At 35.3% G+C, this 17,176-nt stretch carries 26 protein-coding genes; 23 read left to right on the top strand and 3 right to left on the bottom strand.

Going from position 1 to position 17,176, the window contains the following annotated elements; all coding sequences use genetic code 11:
• The first annotated feature begins 22 nt into the window (after positions 1-22).
• From rplF to JF75_RS07130, 22 genes are all read left to right on the top strand, one after another.
• Positions 23-553 carry a 50S ribosomal protein L6 gene (rplF, locus tag JF75_RS07230; RefSeq protein ID WP_046332452.1) on the top strand — a complete coding sequence of 177 codons (531 nt, stop codon included), beginning with the start codon at positions 23-25 and terminating at the stop codon, positions 551-553.
• 21 nt (positions 554-574) lie between these two features.
• Positions 575-934 (top strand): 50S ribosomal protein L18, encoded by a 360-nt coding sequence (rplR, locus tag JF75_RS07225; RefSeq protein WP_034980422.1) that lies wholly within the window; start codon positions 575-577, stop codon positions 932-934.
• A gap of 16 nt (positions 935-950) precedes the next feature.
• Positions 951-1,457, top strand: coding sequence for a 30S ribosomal protein S5 (gene rpsE, locus JF75_RS07220; RefSeq protein WP_034980420.1), 507 nt, complete (start codon positions 951-953; stop codon positions 1,455-1,457).
• Between the two features lie 13 nt (positions 1,458-1,470).
• Positions 1,471-1,656 (top strand): 50S ribosomal protein L30, encoded by a 186-nt coding sequence (rpmD, locus tag JF75_RS07215; protein WP_046332451.1) that lies wholly within the window; start codon positions 1,471-1,473, stop codon positions 1,654-1,656.
• A 22-nt stretch (positions 1,657-1,678) separates the two neighbouring features.
• Positions 1,679-2,119 (top strand): 50S ribosomal protein L15, encoded by a 441-nt coding sequence (rplO, locus tag JF75_RS07210; protein ID WP_046332450.1) that lies wholly within the window; start codon positions 1,679-1,681, stop codon positions 2,117-2,119.
• Positions 2,119-3,414 (top strand): preprotein translocase subunit SecY, encoded by a 1,296-nt coding sequence (secY, locus tag JF75_RS07205; protein ID WP_046332449.1) that lies wholly within the window; start codon positions 2,119-2,121, stop codon positions 3,412-3,414. The genes rplO and secY overlap by 1 nt, the downstream gene beginning before the upstream one ends.
• 10 nt (positions 3,415-3,424) lie before the next feature.
• Positions 3,425-4,081, top strand: a complete 657-nt coding sequence (locus tag JF75_RS07200) for an adenylate kinase (RefSeq protein ID WP_046332448.1) — start codon at positions 3,425-3,427, stop codon at positions 4,079-4,081.
• A gap of 65 nt (positions 4,082-4,146) precedes the next feature.
• A complete protein-coding gene (gene infA, locus JF75_RS07195; RefSeq protein WP_034980408.1) occupies positions 4,147-4,368 on the top strand; it encodes a translation initiation factor IF-1 in 222 nt (73 codons plus the stop codon).
• A gap of 14 nt (positions 4,369-4,382) precedes the next feature.
• A complete protein-coding gene (gene rpmJ, locus JF75_RS07190; RefSeq protein ID WP_006729432.1) occupies positions 4,383-4,499 on the top strand; it encodes a 50S ribosomal protein L36 in 117 nt (38 codons plus the stop codon).
• A gap of 20 nt (positions 4,500-4,519) precedes the next feature.
• Complete coding sequence (gene rpsM / locus JF75_RS07185; RefSeq protein ID WP_034980405.1) at positions 4,520-4,870, top strand: 30S ribosomal protein S13; 351 nt, start codon at positions 4,520-4,522, stop codon at positions 4,868-4,870.
• Between the two features lie 21 nt (positions 4,871-4,891).
• The gene (rpsK, locus tag JF75_RS07180) at positions 4,892-5,275 is read left to right on the top strand and encodes a 30S ribosomal protein S11 (RefSeq protein WP_034980403.1); all 384 of its coding nucleotides are present in this window, start codon (positions 4,892-4,894) and stop codon (positions 5,273-5,275) included.
• A 45-nt stretch (positions 5,276-5,320) separates the two neighbouring features.
• Positions 5,321-6,259: a DNA-directed RNA polymerase subunit alpha gene (locus JF75_RS07175; RefSeq protein ID WP_034980402.1), complete on the top strand. Its 939-nt coding sequence runs from the start codon at positions 5,321-5,323 to the stop codon at positions 6,257-6,259.
• Between the two features lie 25 nt (positions 6,260-6,284).
• Positions 6,285-6,668: a 50S ribosomal protein L17 gene (rplQ, locus tag JF75_RS07170; RefSeq protein WP_046332447.1), complete on the top strand. Its 384-nt coding sequence runs from the start codon at positions 6,285-6,287 to the stop codon at positions 6,666-6,668.
• A 308-nt stretch (positions 6,669-6,976) separates the two neighbouring features.
• Positions 6,977-7,828 carry an energy-coupling factor ABC transporter ATP-binding protein gene (locus JF75_RS07165; RefSeq protein WP_046332446.1) on the top strand — a complete coding sequence of 284 codons (852 nt, stop codon included), beginning with the start codon at positions 6,977-6,979 and terminating at the stop codon, positions 7,826-7,828.
• Positions 7,804-8,649 carry an energy-coupling factor transporter ATPase gene (locus JF75_RS07160; protein ID WP_046332445.1) on the top strand — a complete coding sequence of 282 codons (846 nt, stop codon included), beginning with the start codon at positions 7,804-7,806 and terminating at the stop codon, positions 8,647-8,649. Before JF75_RS07165 ends, JF75_RS07160 begins: the two co-directional genes overlap by 25 nt.
• Before the next feature lie 4 nt (positions 8,650-8,653).
• A complete protein-coding gene (locus JF75_RS07155; protein ID WP_046332444.1) occupies positions 8,654-9,451 on the top strand; it encodes an energy-coupling factor transporter transmembrane component T family protein in 798 nt (265 codons plus the stop codon).
• The gene (gene truA, locus JF75_RS07150) at positions 9,451-10,236 is read left to right on the top strand and encodes a tRNA pseudouridine(38-40) synthase TruA (RefSeq protein WP_046332443.1); all 786 of its coding nucleotides are present in this window, start codon (positions 9,451-9,453) and stop codon (positions 10,234-10,236) included. Before JF75_RS07155 ends, truA begins: the two co-directional genes overlap by 1 nt.
• 106 nt (positions 10,237-10,342) lie before the next feature.
• Positions 10,343-10,786 carry a 50S ribosomal protein L13 gene (gene rplM, locus JF75_RS07145; RefSeq protein WP_045928442.1) on the top strand — a complete coding sequence of 148 codons (444 nt, stop codon included), beginning with the start codon at positions 10,343-10,345 and terminating at the stop codon, positions 10,784-10,786.
• A gap of 11 nt (positions 10,787-10,797) precedes the next feature.
• Positions 10,798-11,193, top strand: a complete 396-nt coding sequence (gene rpsI / locus JF75_RS07140; RefSeq protein ID WP_034980394.1) for a 30S ribosomal protein S9 — start codon at positions 10,798-10,800, stop codon at positions 11,191-11,193.
• Positions 11,194-11,652: 459 nt separating this feature from the next.
• On the top strand, positions 11,653-12,111 hold the full coding sequence (locus JF75_RS07135) for an ATP-binding cassette domain-containing protein (RefSeq protein WP_245190717.1): 459 nt from the start codon (positions 11,653-11,655) through the stop codon (positions 12,109-12,111).
• Between the two features lie 83 nt (positions 12,112-12,194).
• Complete coding sequence (locus JF75_RS10595) at positions 12,195-12,359, top strand: hypothetical protein (protein WP_156962766.1); 165 nt, start codon at positions 12,195-12,197, stop codon at positions 12,357-12,359.
• Positions 12,360-12,778: 419 nt separating this feature from the next.
• Positions 12,779-13,135, top strand: coding sequence for a DUF6176 family protein (locus JF75_RS07130; protein WP_046332442.1), 357 nt, complete (start codon positions 12,779-12,781; stop codon positions 13,133-13,135).
• A gap of 78 nt (positions 13,136-13,213) precedes the next feature.
• Here the strand turns inward: JF75_RS07130 and JF75_RS07125 are convergent, their stop codons facing one another.
• From JF75_RS07125 to JF75_RS07115, 3 genes are all read right to left on the bottom strand, one after another.
• Positions 13,214-14,479, bottom strand: coding sequence for an ABC transporter permease (locus JF75_RS07125; protein ID WP_046332441.1), 1,266 nt, complete (start codon positions 14,477-14,479; stop codon positions 13,214-13,216).
• On the bottom strand, positions 14,476-15,159 hold the full coding sequence (locus JF75_RS07120; protein ID WP_046332440.1) for an ABC transporter ATP-binding protein: 684 nt from the start codon (positions 15,157-15,159) through the stop codon (positions 14,476-14,478). Before JF75_RS07120 ends, JF75_RS07125 begins: the two co-directional genes overlap by 4 nt.
• Before the next feature lie 88 nt (positions 15,160-15,247).
• The gene (locus JF75_RS07115) at positions 15,248-16,321 is read right to left on the bottom strand and encodes a S66 family peptidase (RefSeq protein WP_046332439.1); all 1,074 of its coding nucleotides are present in this window, start codon (positions 16,319-16,321) and stop codon (positions 15,248-15,250) included.
• Positions 16,322-16,907: 586 nt separating this feature from the next.
• On the opposite strand from JF75_RS07115, the gene JF75_RS07110 reads away from it, so the two are divergent.
• On the top strand, positions 16,908-17,168 hold the full coding sequence (locus tag JF75_RS07110) for a SemiSWEET family transporter (RefSeq protein ID WP_034980382.1): 261 nt from the start codon (positions 16,908-16,910) through the stop codon (positions 17,166-17,168).
• Positions 17,169-17,176 lie beyond the last annotated feature (8 nt).

The following is a 17,176-nucleotide window of genomic DNA, read 5'->3' as shown; positions in this document are numbered from 1 at the left end:
CTGACAGAAAGGAGAGCAATCAATGAGCCGTATCGGTTTAAAAACAATTGAAGTCCCGGATAGTGTCACTGTTACCAAAAATGGTGACAATATCACTGTTAAAGGACCTAAGGGTGAATTGACTAGATATTTTGATCCAAAAATTACCTTTAAACAAGAAGATGGCAAGATCAACTTTTCACGTTCAAATGAAAATGATAAAGCACTTCATGGAACTGAAAGAGCTAATCTAGCTTCTATGGTTGAAGGTGTAGTTGATGGTTACAAGAAAACTTTAAAATTAATTGGTGTTGGTTATCGTGCCACTGCACAAGGTAACAAATTAACTTTAAATGTCGGTTATTCTCACCCAGTTGTAATGACTGCACCAGAAGGTGTTTCAGTAAAAGCTACTTCAGCAACTGATATTGAAGTAGAAGGAATTTCTAAGCAAAATGTAGGACAATTTGCTGCTGAAATTCGCGATGTACGTCCGCCAGAGCCTTATAAGGGTAAAGGTATTCGTTATACTAATGAATACGTACGTCGTAAGGAAGGTAAGACAGGTAAATAGTAAAAATTTTGAGGTGAAATTGTGATTTCGAAACCAGATAAGAACAAATTGCGCTTAAAGCGTCATAAACGTATTCGTAGCAAAATTTCTGGTACTGCTGAGCGCCCACGCTTAAGCGTTTTCCGTTCAAACAAAAACATCTACGCTCAATTAATTGATGACGTAGCGGGTGTAACGCTAGCAAGTGCCTCAACTTTAGATGATTCTGTATCAAAGGATCAAACTAAAGTAGAACAAGCTCAAGCTGTTGGTAAAGGTATTGCCGAAGCAGCAAAGGCTAAAAACATTACTAGTGTAGTGTTTGATAGAAGTGGTTATTTATACCACGGCCGTATTTCAGCATTGGCAGATGCCGCTCGTGAAAACGGATTAGAGTTCTAGGAAAGGAGATAAATACATGGCAAACCGCAACGATTCTCGTAATAATCGCAGAAATAAAGACGACATCGAAGATCAGTTAGTAGCAATTAATCGTGTCACCAAGGTTGTCAAAGGTGGTCAAAGAATGAGATTTGCTGCCCTGGTAATTGTTGGCGACAAAAAAGGTCGTGTAGGCTTTGGTACTGGTAAAGCTCAAGAAGTTCCAGAAGCAATCCGTAAGGCCGTTGAAGCTGGTAAAAAGAATATGATCAAGGTTCCTAAGGTTGGTACTACTATTCCTCATGAAGTAATTGGTCATTATGGATCAGGTAGTATCATGATTAAACCTGCTCCAGCAGGTTCAGGTGTTGCTGCCGGTGGTGCCGTTCGTATCGTTATGGATATGGCAGGTATTGCTGATGTTACTTCTAAGTCACTTGGTTCTAATACTCCTATCAACGTTGTTCGTGCAACAATAGATGGATTGAAGAAACTTAGAACAAGTGAAGATGTTGAAAAGCTTCGTCACGCTGAATTAGATTAGGGAGACTGAATAAATGACTGAATTAAAAGTTACTTTAATTAGAAGTGCTGCGCACCGTCTACCTAACCAAAGAAAAGTTGTGAAAGCTCTTGGCTTAGGTAGAATTAATAGTACAGCTACTTTACCAGACAATGCTGCAACTCGTGGTGCATTAATGAAAATTGCCCACCTGATTTCAGTTGAAGAGATTAATAAATAACTAGTTGAGGAGGTGCCAATTAATGAAGCTTCATGAATTACATGCTGCTGAGGGTTCACGCAATACAAGAAAACGTGTTGGTCGTGGTACTTCAAGTGGTTTTGGAAAGACTTCTGGCCGTGGCCAAAAGGGACAGTTGTCTCGTCAAGGCGGTCATACCCGTCTAGGTTTTGAAGGTGGTCAAATGCCATTATTTAGAACCATGCCAAAACGTGGATTTAAGAACGTTAATCGTAAAGAGTATGCAATCATTAACTTAGATGACTTAAACAAGTTTGAGGATGGCAGCGAAGTTACAGTTGCTGGTCTTAAAGAAAAAGGTTTGGTAAAGAAAGAATTATCAGGCGTTAAATTGCTTGCAAAAGGTGAGTTAAAAGTTAAGTTAAACGTAAAGGTTAACAAAGTTTCCGCCACTGCTAAAAAAGCAGTTGAAGAAGCAGGCGGATCTGTTGAGGTGATCTAATGTTTTCGACCTTGAAGAACGCCTTTAAGGATAAAGAAATAAGAAATAAAATTTATTTTACACTCTTTATTCTTTTGATATACCGAATTGGAGCGAATATTACTGTTCCAGGTGTCAACGCAAAAGCGATTACTCAAGTTGCACAAACTGGTTTAGTTCCGATGCTGGATACAGTTTCTGGTGGGGGACTAGATAATTATTCAATTTTCTCATTAGGTGTTTCCCCTTATATAACTGCACAAATTGTTATTCAGCTGTTACAGATGGATATTGTTCCAACACTAGTAGAGTGGGGCAAACAAGGTGAAGTTGGACGACGAAAGACTAATAATGTAACTCGTTGGCTTGCTTTGTTTGTGGCATTTATTCAAAGTATAGGAATTACGCTTGGTTTCAATGCATTAACACAAATGGGCCTAGTTAAGTCACAAAATTGGCAGTCTTATGGCGAAATTGCAATAATTATGACGGCTGGAACGATGCTTTTAACTTGGCTTGGTGATGAAATTACTGATAAAGGTTTAGGTAATGGAGTTTCAGTAATTATTTTTGCTGGTATTATAGCTCGGCTACCTCGTGGCCTTTGGCAACTTTATAAAGATGGCGTTATCAATAATAACGCTAGTGATCGTTGGCAAGGGATTTTGTTCTTCATCGCGATTATCATTGCAATACTTATCGTAACCCAATTAGTTACATGGGTAGAACAGGCAGATCGTCGAATTCCAATACAATACACAAGACGAGCAACTATTAGTGGCTCTGAAAGTTTTTTGCCATTAAAGGTTAATGTTTCTGGAGTTATTCCAGTCATATTTGCTAGTTCATTCATTATTACACCAGCAACAATTTTGATGGCCTTTCAGAAGTCTCAAGGCGATCAACAATGGTATAAAATAATGACCAACATATTTAGTATGCAAACTACCCCTGGAGTCATAATCTACACTGTTTTAATTATCTTGTTTACATTCTTTTACGCTTTTGTTCAGGTTAATCCTGAGAAGCTGGCTAAGAATTTACAAAAACAAGGTGCGTACATTCCGAGTGTTTGGCCCGGTAAAGATACACAGGATTATGTATCAAAGGTACTAATTAGGTTATCAACTGTAGGATCTGTATTTTTAGGTCTGGTAGCATTATTGCCACAGCTTGCTACTAATTTTTGGGATTTACCAAGTTCAATTGGATTAGGCGGTACTAGCCTTTTAATTGTTATTGGTGTTGTCTTGGAACTATCTCGTCAAATTAACGGATTGTTAATGAAGAGAGAGTACGTTGGATTCATCAGATAGGAATGGATAAATGATTAATATATTTCTTTTAGGGTTGCCTGGTGCTGGCAAAGGTACGGTATCAGAACAAATTGTCGATAAATATCATCTAACTCATATTTCAACTGGGGATATGTTTAGAGAAGCAATGGCTAATGAGACTAAAGTTGGTCTTGAAGCTAAAAGTTACATTGATAAAGGTGATTTGGTACCAGATGAAGTTACTGCAAAATTAGTTGAAGAGCGCTTAGGTCAACCAGACATTAATGAAGGCTATATCTTAGACGGCTTCCCGAGGACAATTGTTCAAGCAGAGCTTTTCGAAGATATTGCTAAGCGCATGAATAAGCAACTAACAAATGTAATTTCACTTGAAGTCAAAGAAGAAACTTTGATAAGACGTTTATCAGCACGCTTTATGTGTAAAAAGTGCGGTGCAACATATAACAAGATTACGAAAATGCCTAAAGTTAAGGAAACTTGTGATCGTTGTGGTAGCCATGACTTTTACCAACGTGAAGATGACAAACCTGAAGTAGTACAAAATCGTTTAAAAGTAAATGAAAAGATGAATGCACCGCTGAAAGACTTTTACCAGAAAAAAGGTTTGTTAACTGTTGTAGATGGTGAACAGACACCTGAAGAAGTGTTTAAGAATGTTGATGCGGTTTTAAGTAAAAAGCAATAATTTGTATATTTACTTTTCCGTGTTATAATTTCAAAGTATGACTGTTTAAATGCGGAGGAACGGCTTTGGCAAAAGATGATGTCATAGAAGTAAAGGGTAAGGTTGTTGATACCCTACCTAATGCTATGTTTAAAGTTGAATTGGAAAATGGAGCTGTGATTTTAGCACATGTTTCCGGTAAGATTAGGATGCACTATATTCGCATTTTACCTGGAGACCGTGTTACTGTGGAACTTTCTCCTTATGATTTGACTAAAGGTAGAATAACTTATCGATTTATAAAGTAATAACGGAGGGAAACATGAAGGTTAGACCATCTGTTAAACCAATGTGTGAACATTGTAAGATAATTAAAAGAAATGGTCGTGTAATGGTTATTTGCTCTGCAAATCCAAAGCACAAGCAACGTCAAGGTTAAAATAATAGGAGGTGCAATTTATGGCACGTATTGCTGGTGTTGACTTACCAAGAGATAAAAGAATAGTTGTTGCATTAACATATATTTACGGAATTGGTGAACCAACAGCACAAAAAATTTGTGCGGATGCTGGTGTTTCTGAAGACATACGTTCAAAAGATTTGACTCCAGATGACCAAGAGAAGCTTCGTGCAGAAGTTGATAAATACCGTGTTGAAGGTGACTTACGTAGAGAAGTAAGTATGAACATTAAGCGGTTAATTGATATTGGTTCTTACCGTGGTATTCGTCACCGTAGAGGACTTCCGGTTCGCGGTCAAAATACCAAGAATAATGCCCGTACACGCAAGGGTAGTAAGAAAAATAAATAGAAATTTTAAGGAGGTTTATTGATGCCTAAAACAGCACGTAAACGTCGTGTGAAGAAGCACGTTGAAAAAGGCGTTGCTCATATTCATTCTACGTTTAACAATACTTTAGTCATGATTACTGACGTTCAAGGCAACGCGATTGCTTGGTCTTCAGCTGGGGCATTAGGCTTTAAAGGTAGTCGTAAGTCTACACCATTTGCTGCACAAATGGCGGCCGAAGCAGCAGCTAAGAGCGCAATGGATCAAGGCATGAAACATGTAGAAGTTTCTGTTAAAGGTCCTGGTGCTGGTCGTGAATCTGCTATAAGATCACTACAAGCGACTGGACTTGAAATCACCGCTATTCGCGATGTTACACCAGTTCCTCATAATGGTTCTAGACCACCAAAACGTCGTCGTGTTTAATTTTGTTCTTAATGAAGGACATTGCGTTTTGAAAGGGGCCTAGTAATGATTGAATTTGAAAAACCAAATATTACCGTAGTAGACCAAGAGAAGTCTTATGGTAAATTTGTTATTGAACCACTTGAACGAGGCTTTGGTACTACTTTAGGTAACTCATTACGTAGAGTTTTACTGACATCTATCCCAGGTACAGGACTTGTTTACGTTCAAATAGATGATGTCTTACACGAATTCTCAACCGTTCCAGGCGTAAGAGAAGATGTCGCTAAGATAATCCTGAACCTTAAGAAACTTGAATTAAAGTCTTTTTCAGATGAACAAAAGATTATTGAAATTGACGTAGAGGGTCCGGCTACTGTAACCGCCGATGATCTTAAAGCTGACGCAGACATTCAAATCCTAAATCCTGATCAATATATTTGTACTATTGCTGACGGTGGTCACTTGCATATGCAAATTGCTGTTAAAAATGGTCGTGGCTATGTTGCAGCAAGTGATAATAAGAGTGAGGATATGCCAATTGGGGTTATTCCGGTTGATTCTTTATTTTCTCCAATAAAAAAGGTTAATTATCAAGTTGAATCAACTCGTGTTGGTAAAAGAGACGATTTTGACAAGCTCACTTTAGAGATTTGGACAGATGGTTCAATCAAGCCTAACGATGCCCTCAGTTTCGCAGCCAAAATATTAGTTGCACACTTTAAAGTGTTTGAAACTGCTGATGCAAATACTAAATTCAATGATGTAATGGTTGAAAAAGAGGACGATACAGCTGAAAAGAAGCTTGAAATGACAATTGAAGAGCTTGATCTTTCTGTTCGTTCATACAATTGTCTTAAGCGTGCCGGTATTAATACGCTGCAAGAACTGACTGATAAAACAGAAGCAGATATGATGCGTGTACGTAATTTAGGACGTAAATCGTTGGAAGAAGTTAAAAATAAATTAGCTGACTTGGGACTATCATTACGTCAAGAAGATTAATCAAAGAAATAAAGGAGGTAAACTGATGGCATACCGTAAATTGGGACGCGACAGTGCACATAGAAAAGCAATGCTGAGAGAAATGACTACTCAATTAATCATGAAGGAACGCATCACTACTACCGAAGCTCGTGCTAAAGAAGTTCGCAAAACCGCCGAAAGGATGATTACTTTAGGCAAACGCGGAGATTTGGCTGCAAGAAGAAGAGTAGCTGCTTTTGTTCGAGATGAAGTTGCTGATATTCATGAAGAAAAGGATGCAGTAGTTGTTAAATCAGCTTTGCAAAAGCTTTTTAGCGATATTGCACCTCGTTACAAAGATAGAAATGGTGGATACACCAGAATTATGAAGCTTGCTACAGCTCGTAAGGGTGATGCAGCTCCAATGGTTATTTTAGAATTAGTTTAATTCAAATAATCCAAACTTAATAGCTATTAAGAATTATCCGTGAGAGTGAGAATAAGCGTTAAGATGATGACGAAAGTTTAGTCTAGCTTAGATAATTATATTATCCCTCCTCATGGGTGATTTTTTTTGCTCTTTTTATTTTGTTTAAGCACCAAAAAAGTAAGATAATTTTTTAAAATGAATTCAGAACGAATTAAGTCTTATTAGGTAATATAAATGATAATTTTGATCTATAAAGGTTTCAATCAGTATTCAGAATTGTTGCTTTTTTTGGTACAATTGAATCAGACTTTTAGGACGGTGAGAGTATGGCAACCGATAATATTATTAAAATAAAAAATGTAAGTTTTTCCTATCCAGAGTCAGACGCTCCCGCTATAGATAACATTAGTTTCAATGTAAAAAGGGGTTCATGGACTTCAATTATTGGTCATAATGGTAGTGGAAAATCTACGATTATCCGCTTAATTAATGGTTTGCTAGTACCAGATGAAAATGGTAATCCTTCAATTGAAGTAGATGGAATAAAACTAACGGATGATACAGTTTGGGAAGTTCGCAATAGAGTAGGCATTGTCTTTCAAAATCCTGATAATCAGTTCGTGGGAACAACAGTGGCTGACGATGTTGCATTTGGCTTAGAAAATCGTGGCATTCCTCATTCAGAAATGGTTAAAATAGTTCCGGAAGCGATTAAAGCTGTGGGCATGAGCGAATACACAAATGCAGAGCCTGCAAATTTATCGGGTGGTCAAAAACAAAGAGTGGCTATTGCTGGTATATTAGCTATTAAGCCTAAAATTATTGTGTTAGACGAAGCTACTTCAATGCTTGATCCTGAGGGAAGAAATCAAATACTCTCAATTGTTAAGAATATGAAAGAAAAGTATGACTTGACGGTAATTTCCATTACTCATGACATTGATGAAGCTAATATGGCTGATCAAGTTTTAGTAATGAATGATGGTAAATTAATTACACAAGGAAGTACTAAAACTGTTTTTAGTCAAGTTAGCCTTCTTAAAAACATAGGTCTAGATGTACCGTTTTTTGAGCAAATTAAAGAAAAATTGCAGCAAAATGCAATAAAATTACCTGATAACTTAGATTCAGAAAAAGAGTTGATCAATTATCTATGTCAATTAAATTCAAAAATGTAAGCTATATTTATTCTCCCGAAACTCCACTTGCAAAAAAGGGGTTAGATAATGTTTCTTTTGAGTTAAAAGATGGGTCTTTTAATGCAATAATTGGACATACGGGTAGTGGGAAATCGACTCTTATGCAGCATTTTAATGCTCTTATTAAACCTACAACAGGAAAAATAGAAATAGCTGGTACAACTATAACGCCAGAAACTACAAATAAAAATTTAAAAGATTTAAGAAGACATGTAAGTTTGGTTTTTCAGTTTCCTGAAACGCAATTGTTTGAAAATACAGTTTTAGATGACATTGCCTTTGGTCCTAAAAATTTTGGTTATGACAATGAAAAAGCTCTTGAAAGTGCTAAATATTGGCTAAAAAAAGTTGGCTTATCTGAAGAAATTGGCAAAAGGTCACCATTTGAACTTTCTGGTGGACAAATGAGAAGAGTAGCAATAGCTGGAGTAATGGCGTATGAACCAGATATTCTTTGTTTGGATGAACCAGCGGCCGGACTTGACCCGGAAGCGCGTAAACAAATGATGGCACTATTTTCTGATTATCAAAAACAAGGACACACAGTAATATTAGTTACACATAATATGGACGATGTAGCCAAGTATGCCGACAATGTTTTAGTTTTGGAACAAGGTAAACTAATTAAACAAGACAAACCGACAGAAATTTTTAAAGATCGTAAGTGGTTGCAAGAGCATCATCTAGAAGAACCCAAAGCTTCTCTATTTTCAGGCAAATTAACTAACTATAAATTTACCGAAATGCCATTAACCATTAATAATTTAGTTAAAGAAATAGAAAATAATATAAAGAGGTGATTGTGTGAGTAAAATCTTAATTGGTCGTTATGTAGCTGGAGATTCAATAGTCTATAGAATGGATCCTCGAGGGAAATTACTTGCAACAATTCTTTTTATTTTGTTTGTCTTTTTGGCTAATAATCCAATTTCATATATTATAGTGACTATTTTTAGTTTAGCCGCAGTTGCTGCTACAAAGCTAAAGCCCAAAATCTTCTGGGATGGAGTAAAGCCATTAATTTGGTTGATTTTGTTTACCTCTTTTTTACAATTATTTTTTACTGTAGGAGGAACAGTATACTGGCGTTGGACGATCTTTGCCTTGTCAAGTTACGGGATCACTAACGCAATTTTTATATTTATTCGTTTCACTGTAATTATTTTAATCTCTACAGTAATGACTGTTACAACTAAGCCGCTTGAAATTGCTGATGCTATCGAATGGCTATTAAAACCGTTAAAAATAATTCGTGTTCCCGTGGATAAAATTGCACTGGTAATGTCTATAGCACTACGCTTTGTGCCCACTCTATTTGATGAAACTTTTAAAATAATGAATGCGCAACGTTCACGTGGTGCAGATTTTAATAACGGTGGATTAATTACTAGAGCAAAGGCCATCACACCACTTTTAGTACCGCTATTTATTAATTCTCTGGAAACAGCAATTGATTTGTCAACTGCAATGGAGTCTCGCGGATATCGCGGTGACAAGGGGAGAACAAAATTTAGAGTTTTAAAATGGTCTAAAGTAGATCTTTTAAATTTGGGATATTTTATTTTATTGTTAGGACTTCTATTATTATTTAGGACACAATGATGACAACAAGATATAAAATGACGGTCGCTTATGACGGACACCTATTTCATGGCTTTCAGTACCAGCCACATCAAAGAACTGTGCAAGGTACAATTGAAACCGCATTATCTAAAATGACAAAAGGCAAAGCTGTGATTGTCGAAGGCTCAGGACGCACAGATGCTGGTGTCCATGCACTAGGTCAGGTAATTCATTTTGATTATCCAGGTAAACAAATTTCACCTGAAAGAATGATTTGTGCACTGAATTCAATAATGCCATTAGATATTATATTTAAAAAATGCGAAGTAGTTGATGAAAAATTTCATGTTAGATATAGTGCAAAAGGTAAGTGGTATCGCTATCGTATTAGTTTAGACAGATTTGTTGACCCCTTTAAACGTTTCTATACAGGACATTATCCGTATCCAGTTAATATTGAAAAAATGAAAAAAGCAGCTACTGATTTGTTGGGTACTCATGATTTCACTAGTTTTGCGGCTAGTGGAGGCCAAATAAGGAATAAGGTACGTACTATGTATTACGTAAATGTTGCTAAAAATGAGCAATCTAATGAAATTATCTTTGATTTTATTTGTTCAGGATTTCTTTATAACATGGTTCGTATTTTAGTAGCTATGTTATTAGAGATTGGCAGAGGTAAACGTCCTGTAAATGATATTCCCCGGGTAATATCTGCTAAGGATCGAGAACAGGTGAGAGAAACTGCTCCAGCAAGTGGACTATTTTTGTATCATGTTTTTTATGAAAATATACCGGAAAAGTACAGGCTTGATAGGGATTAATATTGACTTTTTAATTAAAAAGACTTATTATATTTAAGTATGTTTGTCCACGATAGGCCCCGGAATCTTATTGTTTTCAAACAACGTATAAACGGAGGAAATTAAATTGCGTACTACACAATTAGCGAAACCTAATGAAATTGAACGTAAGTGGTATGTTATTGACGCAACAGATGTATCTTTAGGTCGTCTGTCAACTGCAGTAGCAACTATTTTAAGAGGTAAGAACAAGCCTCAATATACACCAAACGTTGACACTGGTGATAACGTCATTATTATTAATGCCGCTAAACTAAAGTTAACGGGTAAGAAAGCTACTGACAAGATTTATTACCATCACTCTGATTACCGTGGTGGTATAAAAGCCACTCCAGCTGGAGACTTGCTGGCTAATAATCCAGTTAGATTAGTTGAATTGTCAGTTAAGGGTATGCTTCCTAAAAATACTCTCGGTCATCAAGAGTTTATGAAGATGCATGTTTATGCTGGTGCTGATCACAAGCATGAAGCACAAAAGCCTGAAGAATTAGACATTAACAAATTAATCTAGGAGGTTAAATAATGGCACAACAAGTTGCATATGCAGGTACCGGTCGGCGCAAGAATTCTGTTGCGCGTGTTCGTTTAGTACCAGGTAGCGGCAAGATTACTGCTAATAACAAAGATATTGATCAATACATTCCATTTCCTAACTTAGTTAAGGATTTGAAACAACCATTGACTTTGACTGAAACTGAAAATCAATACGACGTTAAGGTTAACGTAAATGGTGGTGGTTTCTCTGGGCAAGCCGGAGCTATTCGTTTAGGAATTGCACGCGCTCTTCTAGAAGTTGACCCTGATTTTCGTGGTCCTTTAAAGAAAGCGGGATTCTTGACTCGTGATCCAAGAATGGTTGAACGTAAGAAACCTGGTCTTAAGAAAGCTCGTAAAGCTTCACAATTTAGTAAACGTTAATCAGTACGATTATATCAGCGTTTTAAAGCACTTCATGGTTTATACCATGAGGTGTTTTTTTATAATTTTTTAGCAAAATTTACACCATTACTTTTAAGGTTACGGTAGGCAATTTCACAAACAGCAATTAGTCTGACATTTGAAGTATTGGTACTAATTATGAGAGTGTCACTATGTGTAGAGTCTCTGAAAAAGCATCTAATGTTGTTCTGCTTGCTCTGTTGTCTTTATTCAATAACAGGGAATATCTCTTTAATAACAAGTTTATTTATCACAACAACGAATTCATATACACTATTACTGAGTTTGGGTAAATATATTTTAGTAGCTTTATTATTCATTGAGTTAAAGAAGATAAGTGTACTAAAAAAGCAATATGCGCTACTGACTTTGATAAACTTAATTTGAAGTAGTTTAATGGTTGGATATATGATGTTGCAATCATAGTGAGGTATAAATATGGACACAAAACCAGTAATAGATGTGCTAAATTTAAGTAAGCGGTACGCAGATTTTCAACTACAAATTAACAATTTAAAAATAAATGAAGGTAGTATTGTTGGTTTAATTGGTGAAAATGGGTCAGGTAAGTCAACTTTTTTGAATTTACTATTAAATCAAATAAAAAGTGAAATAAGCAATGTAAAAATTTTTGGTTTGGATTATGTTAAAGATGAATGCCAGATAAAACTTAACTTAGGTGTAATTTTGGAGCAAAATTATTTTCCAAACTCATTTTCTGTTCAACAAATTGAAAAAATGCTAGAAAAGGTTTATCCATGTTGGGATAAAAAACTCTATCACAATTTAATTGATGAGTTTGATTTGCCTACCAATAAGCCTATTAGTAATTTTTCAAGAGGGATGCTTGTTAAATTAAGTTTTGCTGCCACACTTTCTCATCACCAAGACTCTTAATTGCCGTATTATCAATCGTTTCAATGATAATTTCAACAAAAGTATATTCCAACACATTTAAGTAGTTAGGAGTTTGAACTATTATGACTAAAAAATTATATCATCAAATAGCTGTTGCTTTAGCAATAGTTTCAATTGTACTCGCAGTCGGGATACTAATTTGGGGAGAAAAAGGGACTGCTTTTATTGCAATTATTCCCGCCTTAATTGCAGATTTAATAGAACGTAAGGGAAAGAAAGCAAAATAAGTAAGCGTAAATCTATTGTTTGTTGAAAATATGCTTTTTGTTCTTAACTTTTGAATATTAGAAAGACATTAGCTGAGTATAAAAGTGCCTTTCTAATTTATGTTCTATTGGAATAATTAATTGGGAATATTCTACAAAAGTTTACCAAAGTAAGTTATTGAGTAGTGTGAACTTTTAGTATTTATCAACTCAATTCATATATTTTAGAAGTGAAACTCATATCATTCATTTGAAGTTAGTTGAAACTTATTGAAGCACTAGTTTCAGAAAAGCGAGAAGACACCTGATATTAAAGTCTTTTGAAATATAGTTAAACCAGATCTTAAGCAGGTTCGTAACGCTTCACGATTTAGTAAGCGCTATTTACTAATTCTTAGTGTATTGCATTATTTATTATAATAATTATCAAAGGTAGGATTATGACAAAAATTGAATTAACACGTTTTCGTATTAAAAAAGGTAAAGAATTAAGAGCACAGGAATGGATGGATTTTTTAAATAAACATCATCAAGATACTGTGGCAACAATGGCTGGAGAAAGAATGTATATTGAGACTGTATTTAAAGAGGAAAGTTCGGATGGTTACACATACTTTTATTGGTATTCTATGCAAGGAGAAGGAGGAAATGCAGTCGAAGATTCGGATAGTTATATTGATCAAAAACACTTAGAATATTGGGACGAGTGTATAGATACTGCATATAGGCCAGTGGATATGAAAGTGATGGAAAAACTAGTAGCACCTAAAATTAACAGCATTATAGATGCTGATTAAGTGAAAATGTTAGGCTGCTTGAATAAAAGAAGAATGAAAAACGTCAGATTCTAGTCTGACGTTTTTATTATTTGATTTTTATTCATATCTTAAAGCAGTGATTGGATCTAGTTTTGCTGCTCGTTTGGCTGGTAACGTACCTGCTAAAAAGGTAATTAGACAGATAATGCCAATAATTAGTAAACTGCTTGACCAGTTGAATTGAATTAAAGTAAAGCCATCTAGACCTTTTAAGAATGATTTAGCAGCAAAATTGTTTAAGGCATTGCCTAAACCCATTGCTAGTAGTAATCCCAATGAAGAGCCAAGCAAACCAATTAAGATTGCTTCACAGCTGAAAATGGAAAATACTTTACCCTTGCTGAGTCCTAATGCCTTCATAAGACCAATTTCTTTTGTACGATCTCTCACTGACATGTACAGAGTATTGACTACTCCAAAGCTGGCAGCTACCAAGGCGATAGCTCCAAAAACAATTAAAACCCCAGTGACTGCGTTGAATGTTAGGAAAAGCTCATTGACTGCTTCCTTAAGAGTCATACCCGAATATCCTTTTTTAGTTAGATTATCTTCAATTTTTTTAATACTGCTAGCACTCTTGTTAATAGGGGTAGCCATAACACTGATGTACTTATCTTTTAAAACTTGCGGAAGTCCTTTTTGGTTTGCTGAAACTATTTTTTGTCCTAAGCCATTACTGTAGATAGCAAAACCTTTTGATACTACACTATCATTTCTAACTCCAACAACTGTAGCAGATATTTTAGTTCTTTTCTTAGTGACGAGTGATTTTGTGACTAAAGTTACTTTTTTACCCAGAGCATCTTGTGCATTTTTGAAGCCATAAGATTTAACCATTGGTTTAGTGATTAAAATCTGAGCCTGTTTTCCGCTAGTAGCAACTTGGTGACCAACTTTTAAGTCATAGTTGATCCCTTCGGTTATTTGCGCAATTATAAGATATTTAGTTTTATTAGGCCCTTGGACATAGTCAACATCACAGTCCTTTAACGCTTTAAAATCTTTTAAGCCTTTAACTGATTTGATTTTTTTAACGTCGTTTTTGTCCATCATACCATCAGCGTTTTGACTGCTCTTCTTGGTATTATATTTTTGAGGTTCATTCGTATCTTGACTGGAACTCCCAGGCAAAATAGACATTTGCTCAGTTTTACCTATATTGCCGACCTGCTTTTTCAAATAATCATTAACACCATTATTAATACCCATAGTAAAGGCAATAGTTAAGGAGCCAATGAAAACAGCTATAATGGTTAGAAATGTCCTCGCCTTATTGTGCCATAAGTTTGTAGCTGCAGAATTTAGAATATCATGGAATCTCATTGCTGTGCTCCTCCCACTATTTGACCATCTTTAATTTGAACCTGACGCGCACACTTTTTTGCTAAATCAGGATCGTGAGTAACAATTATTAAGGTAATATTTTTCTCTTGATGTAGTTTAAATAAAATATTTTCAATATTTTCGCTAGTAGCTGAATCCAAGTTTCCTGTCGGCTCATCTGCAAAAATAATTTCTGGGTTGTTCACTAAGGCCCGCGCAATACAAACACGCTGCTTTTGACCCCCTGACAAGTCACTTGCTTTATTTTTAGCTTTACTTTCTAAGCCAACTGCTTTGATGGCTGCCAATGCCTTTGATCTGCGTTCTTTTCCTGTAATTCCACCTATTTTTAAAGGAAGCATTACATTTTCTAACACGCTATCTTGAGCATTTAAGAAAAATTGTTGAAAAACAAAGCCAAAGGTCTGATTGCGCAGCTTATTTAATGCTTTATTTTTAATTTTACTTGTGGGTTCATTATTTAAAAAGACGCTGCCAGTAGTAGGGTGATCGAGGAGTGCCAAGATGTGCATTAAAGTAGACTTGCCTGAACCACTTTTGCCAATGATAGCAACAGAATCACCTTTGTCAATCTGTAAATTAATTCCTCGTAAGGCTTCAAATTTGGTTGCTCCCTTGCCATAGGTGCGGGTTACCTCACGGGTTTCAAGTAAACTCATAGATTCTCCTTCTTTCTTGTATTACTGTAATACATATATAATACACAATGATTAAAAAAAGGCAAATATTTTTTAAAAATTTTTCAGACTAGGCAAACCAGGATTCCATAATTTTTATCTCTGGTTTTTCAAAGTTAATTTGTGTGAGTGCGCCATAAGGTAGAGCGGTCCTTGGATAGGCGTGGCCAATATTTACATTATATAAAATTGGTGTATTGAACTTAGCAGTTTCTTCTAACAAGATTTGTTTGTATTCTGCAAAATACTTTTTATCTTGAGGTTTGCCTACTAAAATTGCGCGAACATTTCCTAAAATACCAACTTCTTCTAATTTAGCTAATTCTTGACGATAAAGTTCAGGAGCTGGTTTTTCTTCACAAGTTTCTATAAAAAGTATTTTATCTTTGGCTTCTTCCGGTGTGAGTATAAGCTGATACTGATTAATAACTGCTGGTTCATATGGATAACGATTAGGGACTAAGTCATCATAAAGGCTGTCAATGCAGCCACCCCATAGTCTACCTCGAACTTTTCCATGGCCACGTAAAACTTCATAACCGGTGTCTTTATGACTTATTCTTTCCTTACCAACTTGCTTAATTGAGAAATCAGTTCTTTCTTCATACCAGGTTTCACTTGCAGGAATCAGAGTAACAGGCAAATTTTCAAAGTAATGTATTAAAGTCTTTTTTGTATAAGGCAAAAGTTCATTAGCCAGTTCTGCAAAATCAGTTAAAAAGCTCGGTCCATAGAATGTTTGCAAGCCCATTTTGTAAAACATTAGATGATTATTCGTAGTATCAGAGAAGCCACTAAATAACTTGGGATGATCACAGACAGTTTTTTTAAATTCCTGATCTGCCATTAAATAGGGCAAAGTTCTGTAAGTGTCATCTCCGCCAATAGCAGCAAAAATACCTTTAATTTCTGGATCTAGAAATGCTGCTTTTAAATCGGCGGCACGTTCAGCTGGATGACTTTTAACATAAGTACTACCTGAAAGAGCATGTGGCATAAATACAGGACTTATGCCAAGTTGTTTCATGTGCTTGATTCCTTGTTTCAGTTCATGGGAAGCAAAACTCTCACCTAGAGTACCAGCTGATAAACTAACAATTGCTACTTTATCACCTACATGTAATTGCTTGGGTTTTATTAGCATAGATTGCTCATCTTCTTTCTTAATGAACTTCAATTTTATTAATAATACAATAAAAATTTACTCTTAAAAACTTTTTAAAGAATCAAAATATTAAAGAAGAATAGATTTTTATCATTTTATGTTATGCTAAATTCTTTCAAGGAAGAACCAGATAGTTTATCAAATTACTGTTTCAGGTAAAACCAGATTAAAAGTAATTATAAATGCACGCAATTAGAGTTACTAGCTAACAACAGATGGTAAAGCATTAAGTACAAGGGTTCAAAGCCTGATGAACTTTATCAAAATAATTTCAAGAAAAATTTTCTTCTGGCAGATTCAACAGAAGGAAATATTACTATTAAATAAAATTTATACCCATTGTCTGTTATAAGCAAATTGAGTCCTAAACGCCAAAAAGCTTTCAGGGCTATTTTTTATATCTATATATTTCATATAGGAAATGATACAAGTTACACAAAGATTTACAAAACGGGCAGATTGTGCTTTTTTTAATAATTAAATATAAAAATATGTCGCCTATATGTACATGTATACTGGAGAGAGCGATTACATGATGCTAAGATGATTAATAGGAGATGAAATTATGAAATTAGAAAAAGCTATGACAGTTCTTGGATGGATTGCTTCTATAACGGCTATCATAATGTATGTGTCTTATATACCGCAAATTATTAACAATTTACATGGCGTTAAGGGTAGTCCTATTCAGCCATTAGCAACGGCAATTAATACATTTTTATGGGTAATTTATGCCTTGTTTAAAAAAGATCGAGATATTCCTTTAGCTGCTTGCAACGCAGCAGGAGTTGTGTTTGGATTAATCACATTTTTCACTGCACTATAGTTTTGTTA

Origin of the sequence: Lactobacillus kimbladii, from assembly GCF_000970755.1 — a bacterium.
GTDB classification, from domain to species: domain Bacteria; phylum Bacillota; class Bacilli; order Lactobacillales; family Lactobacillaceae; genus Lactobacillus; species Lactobacillus kimbladii.
This window is presented reverse-complemented; position numbering and strand designations above follow the sequence as displayed.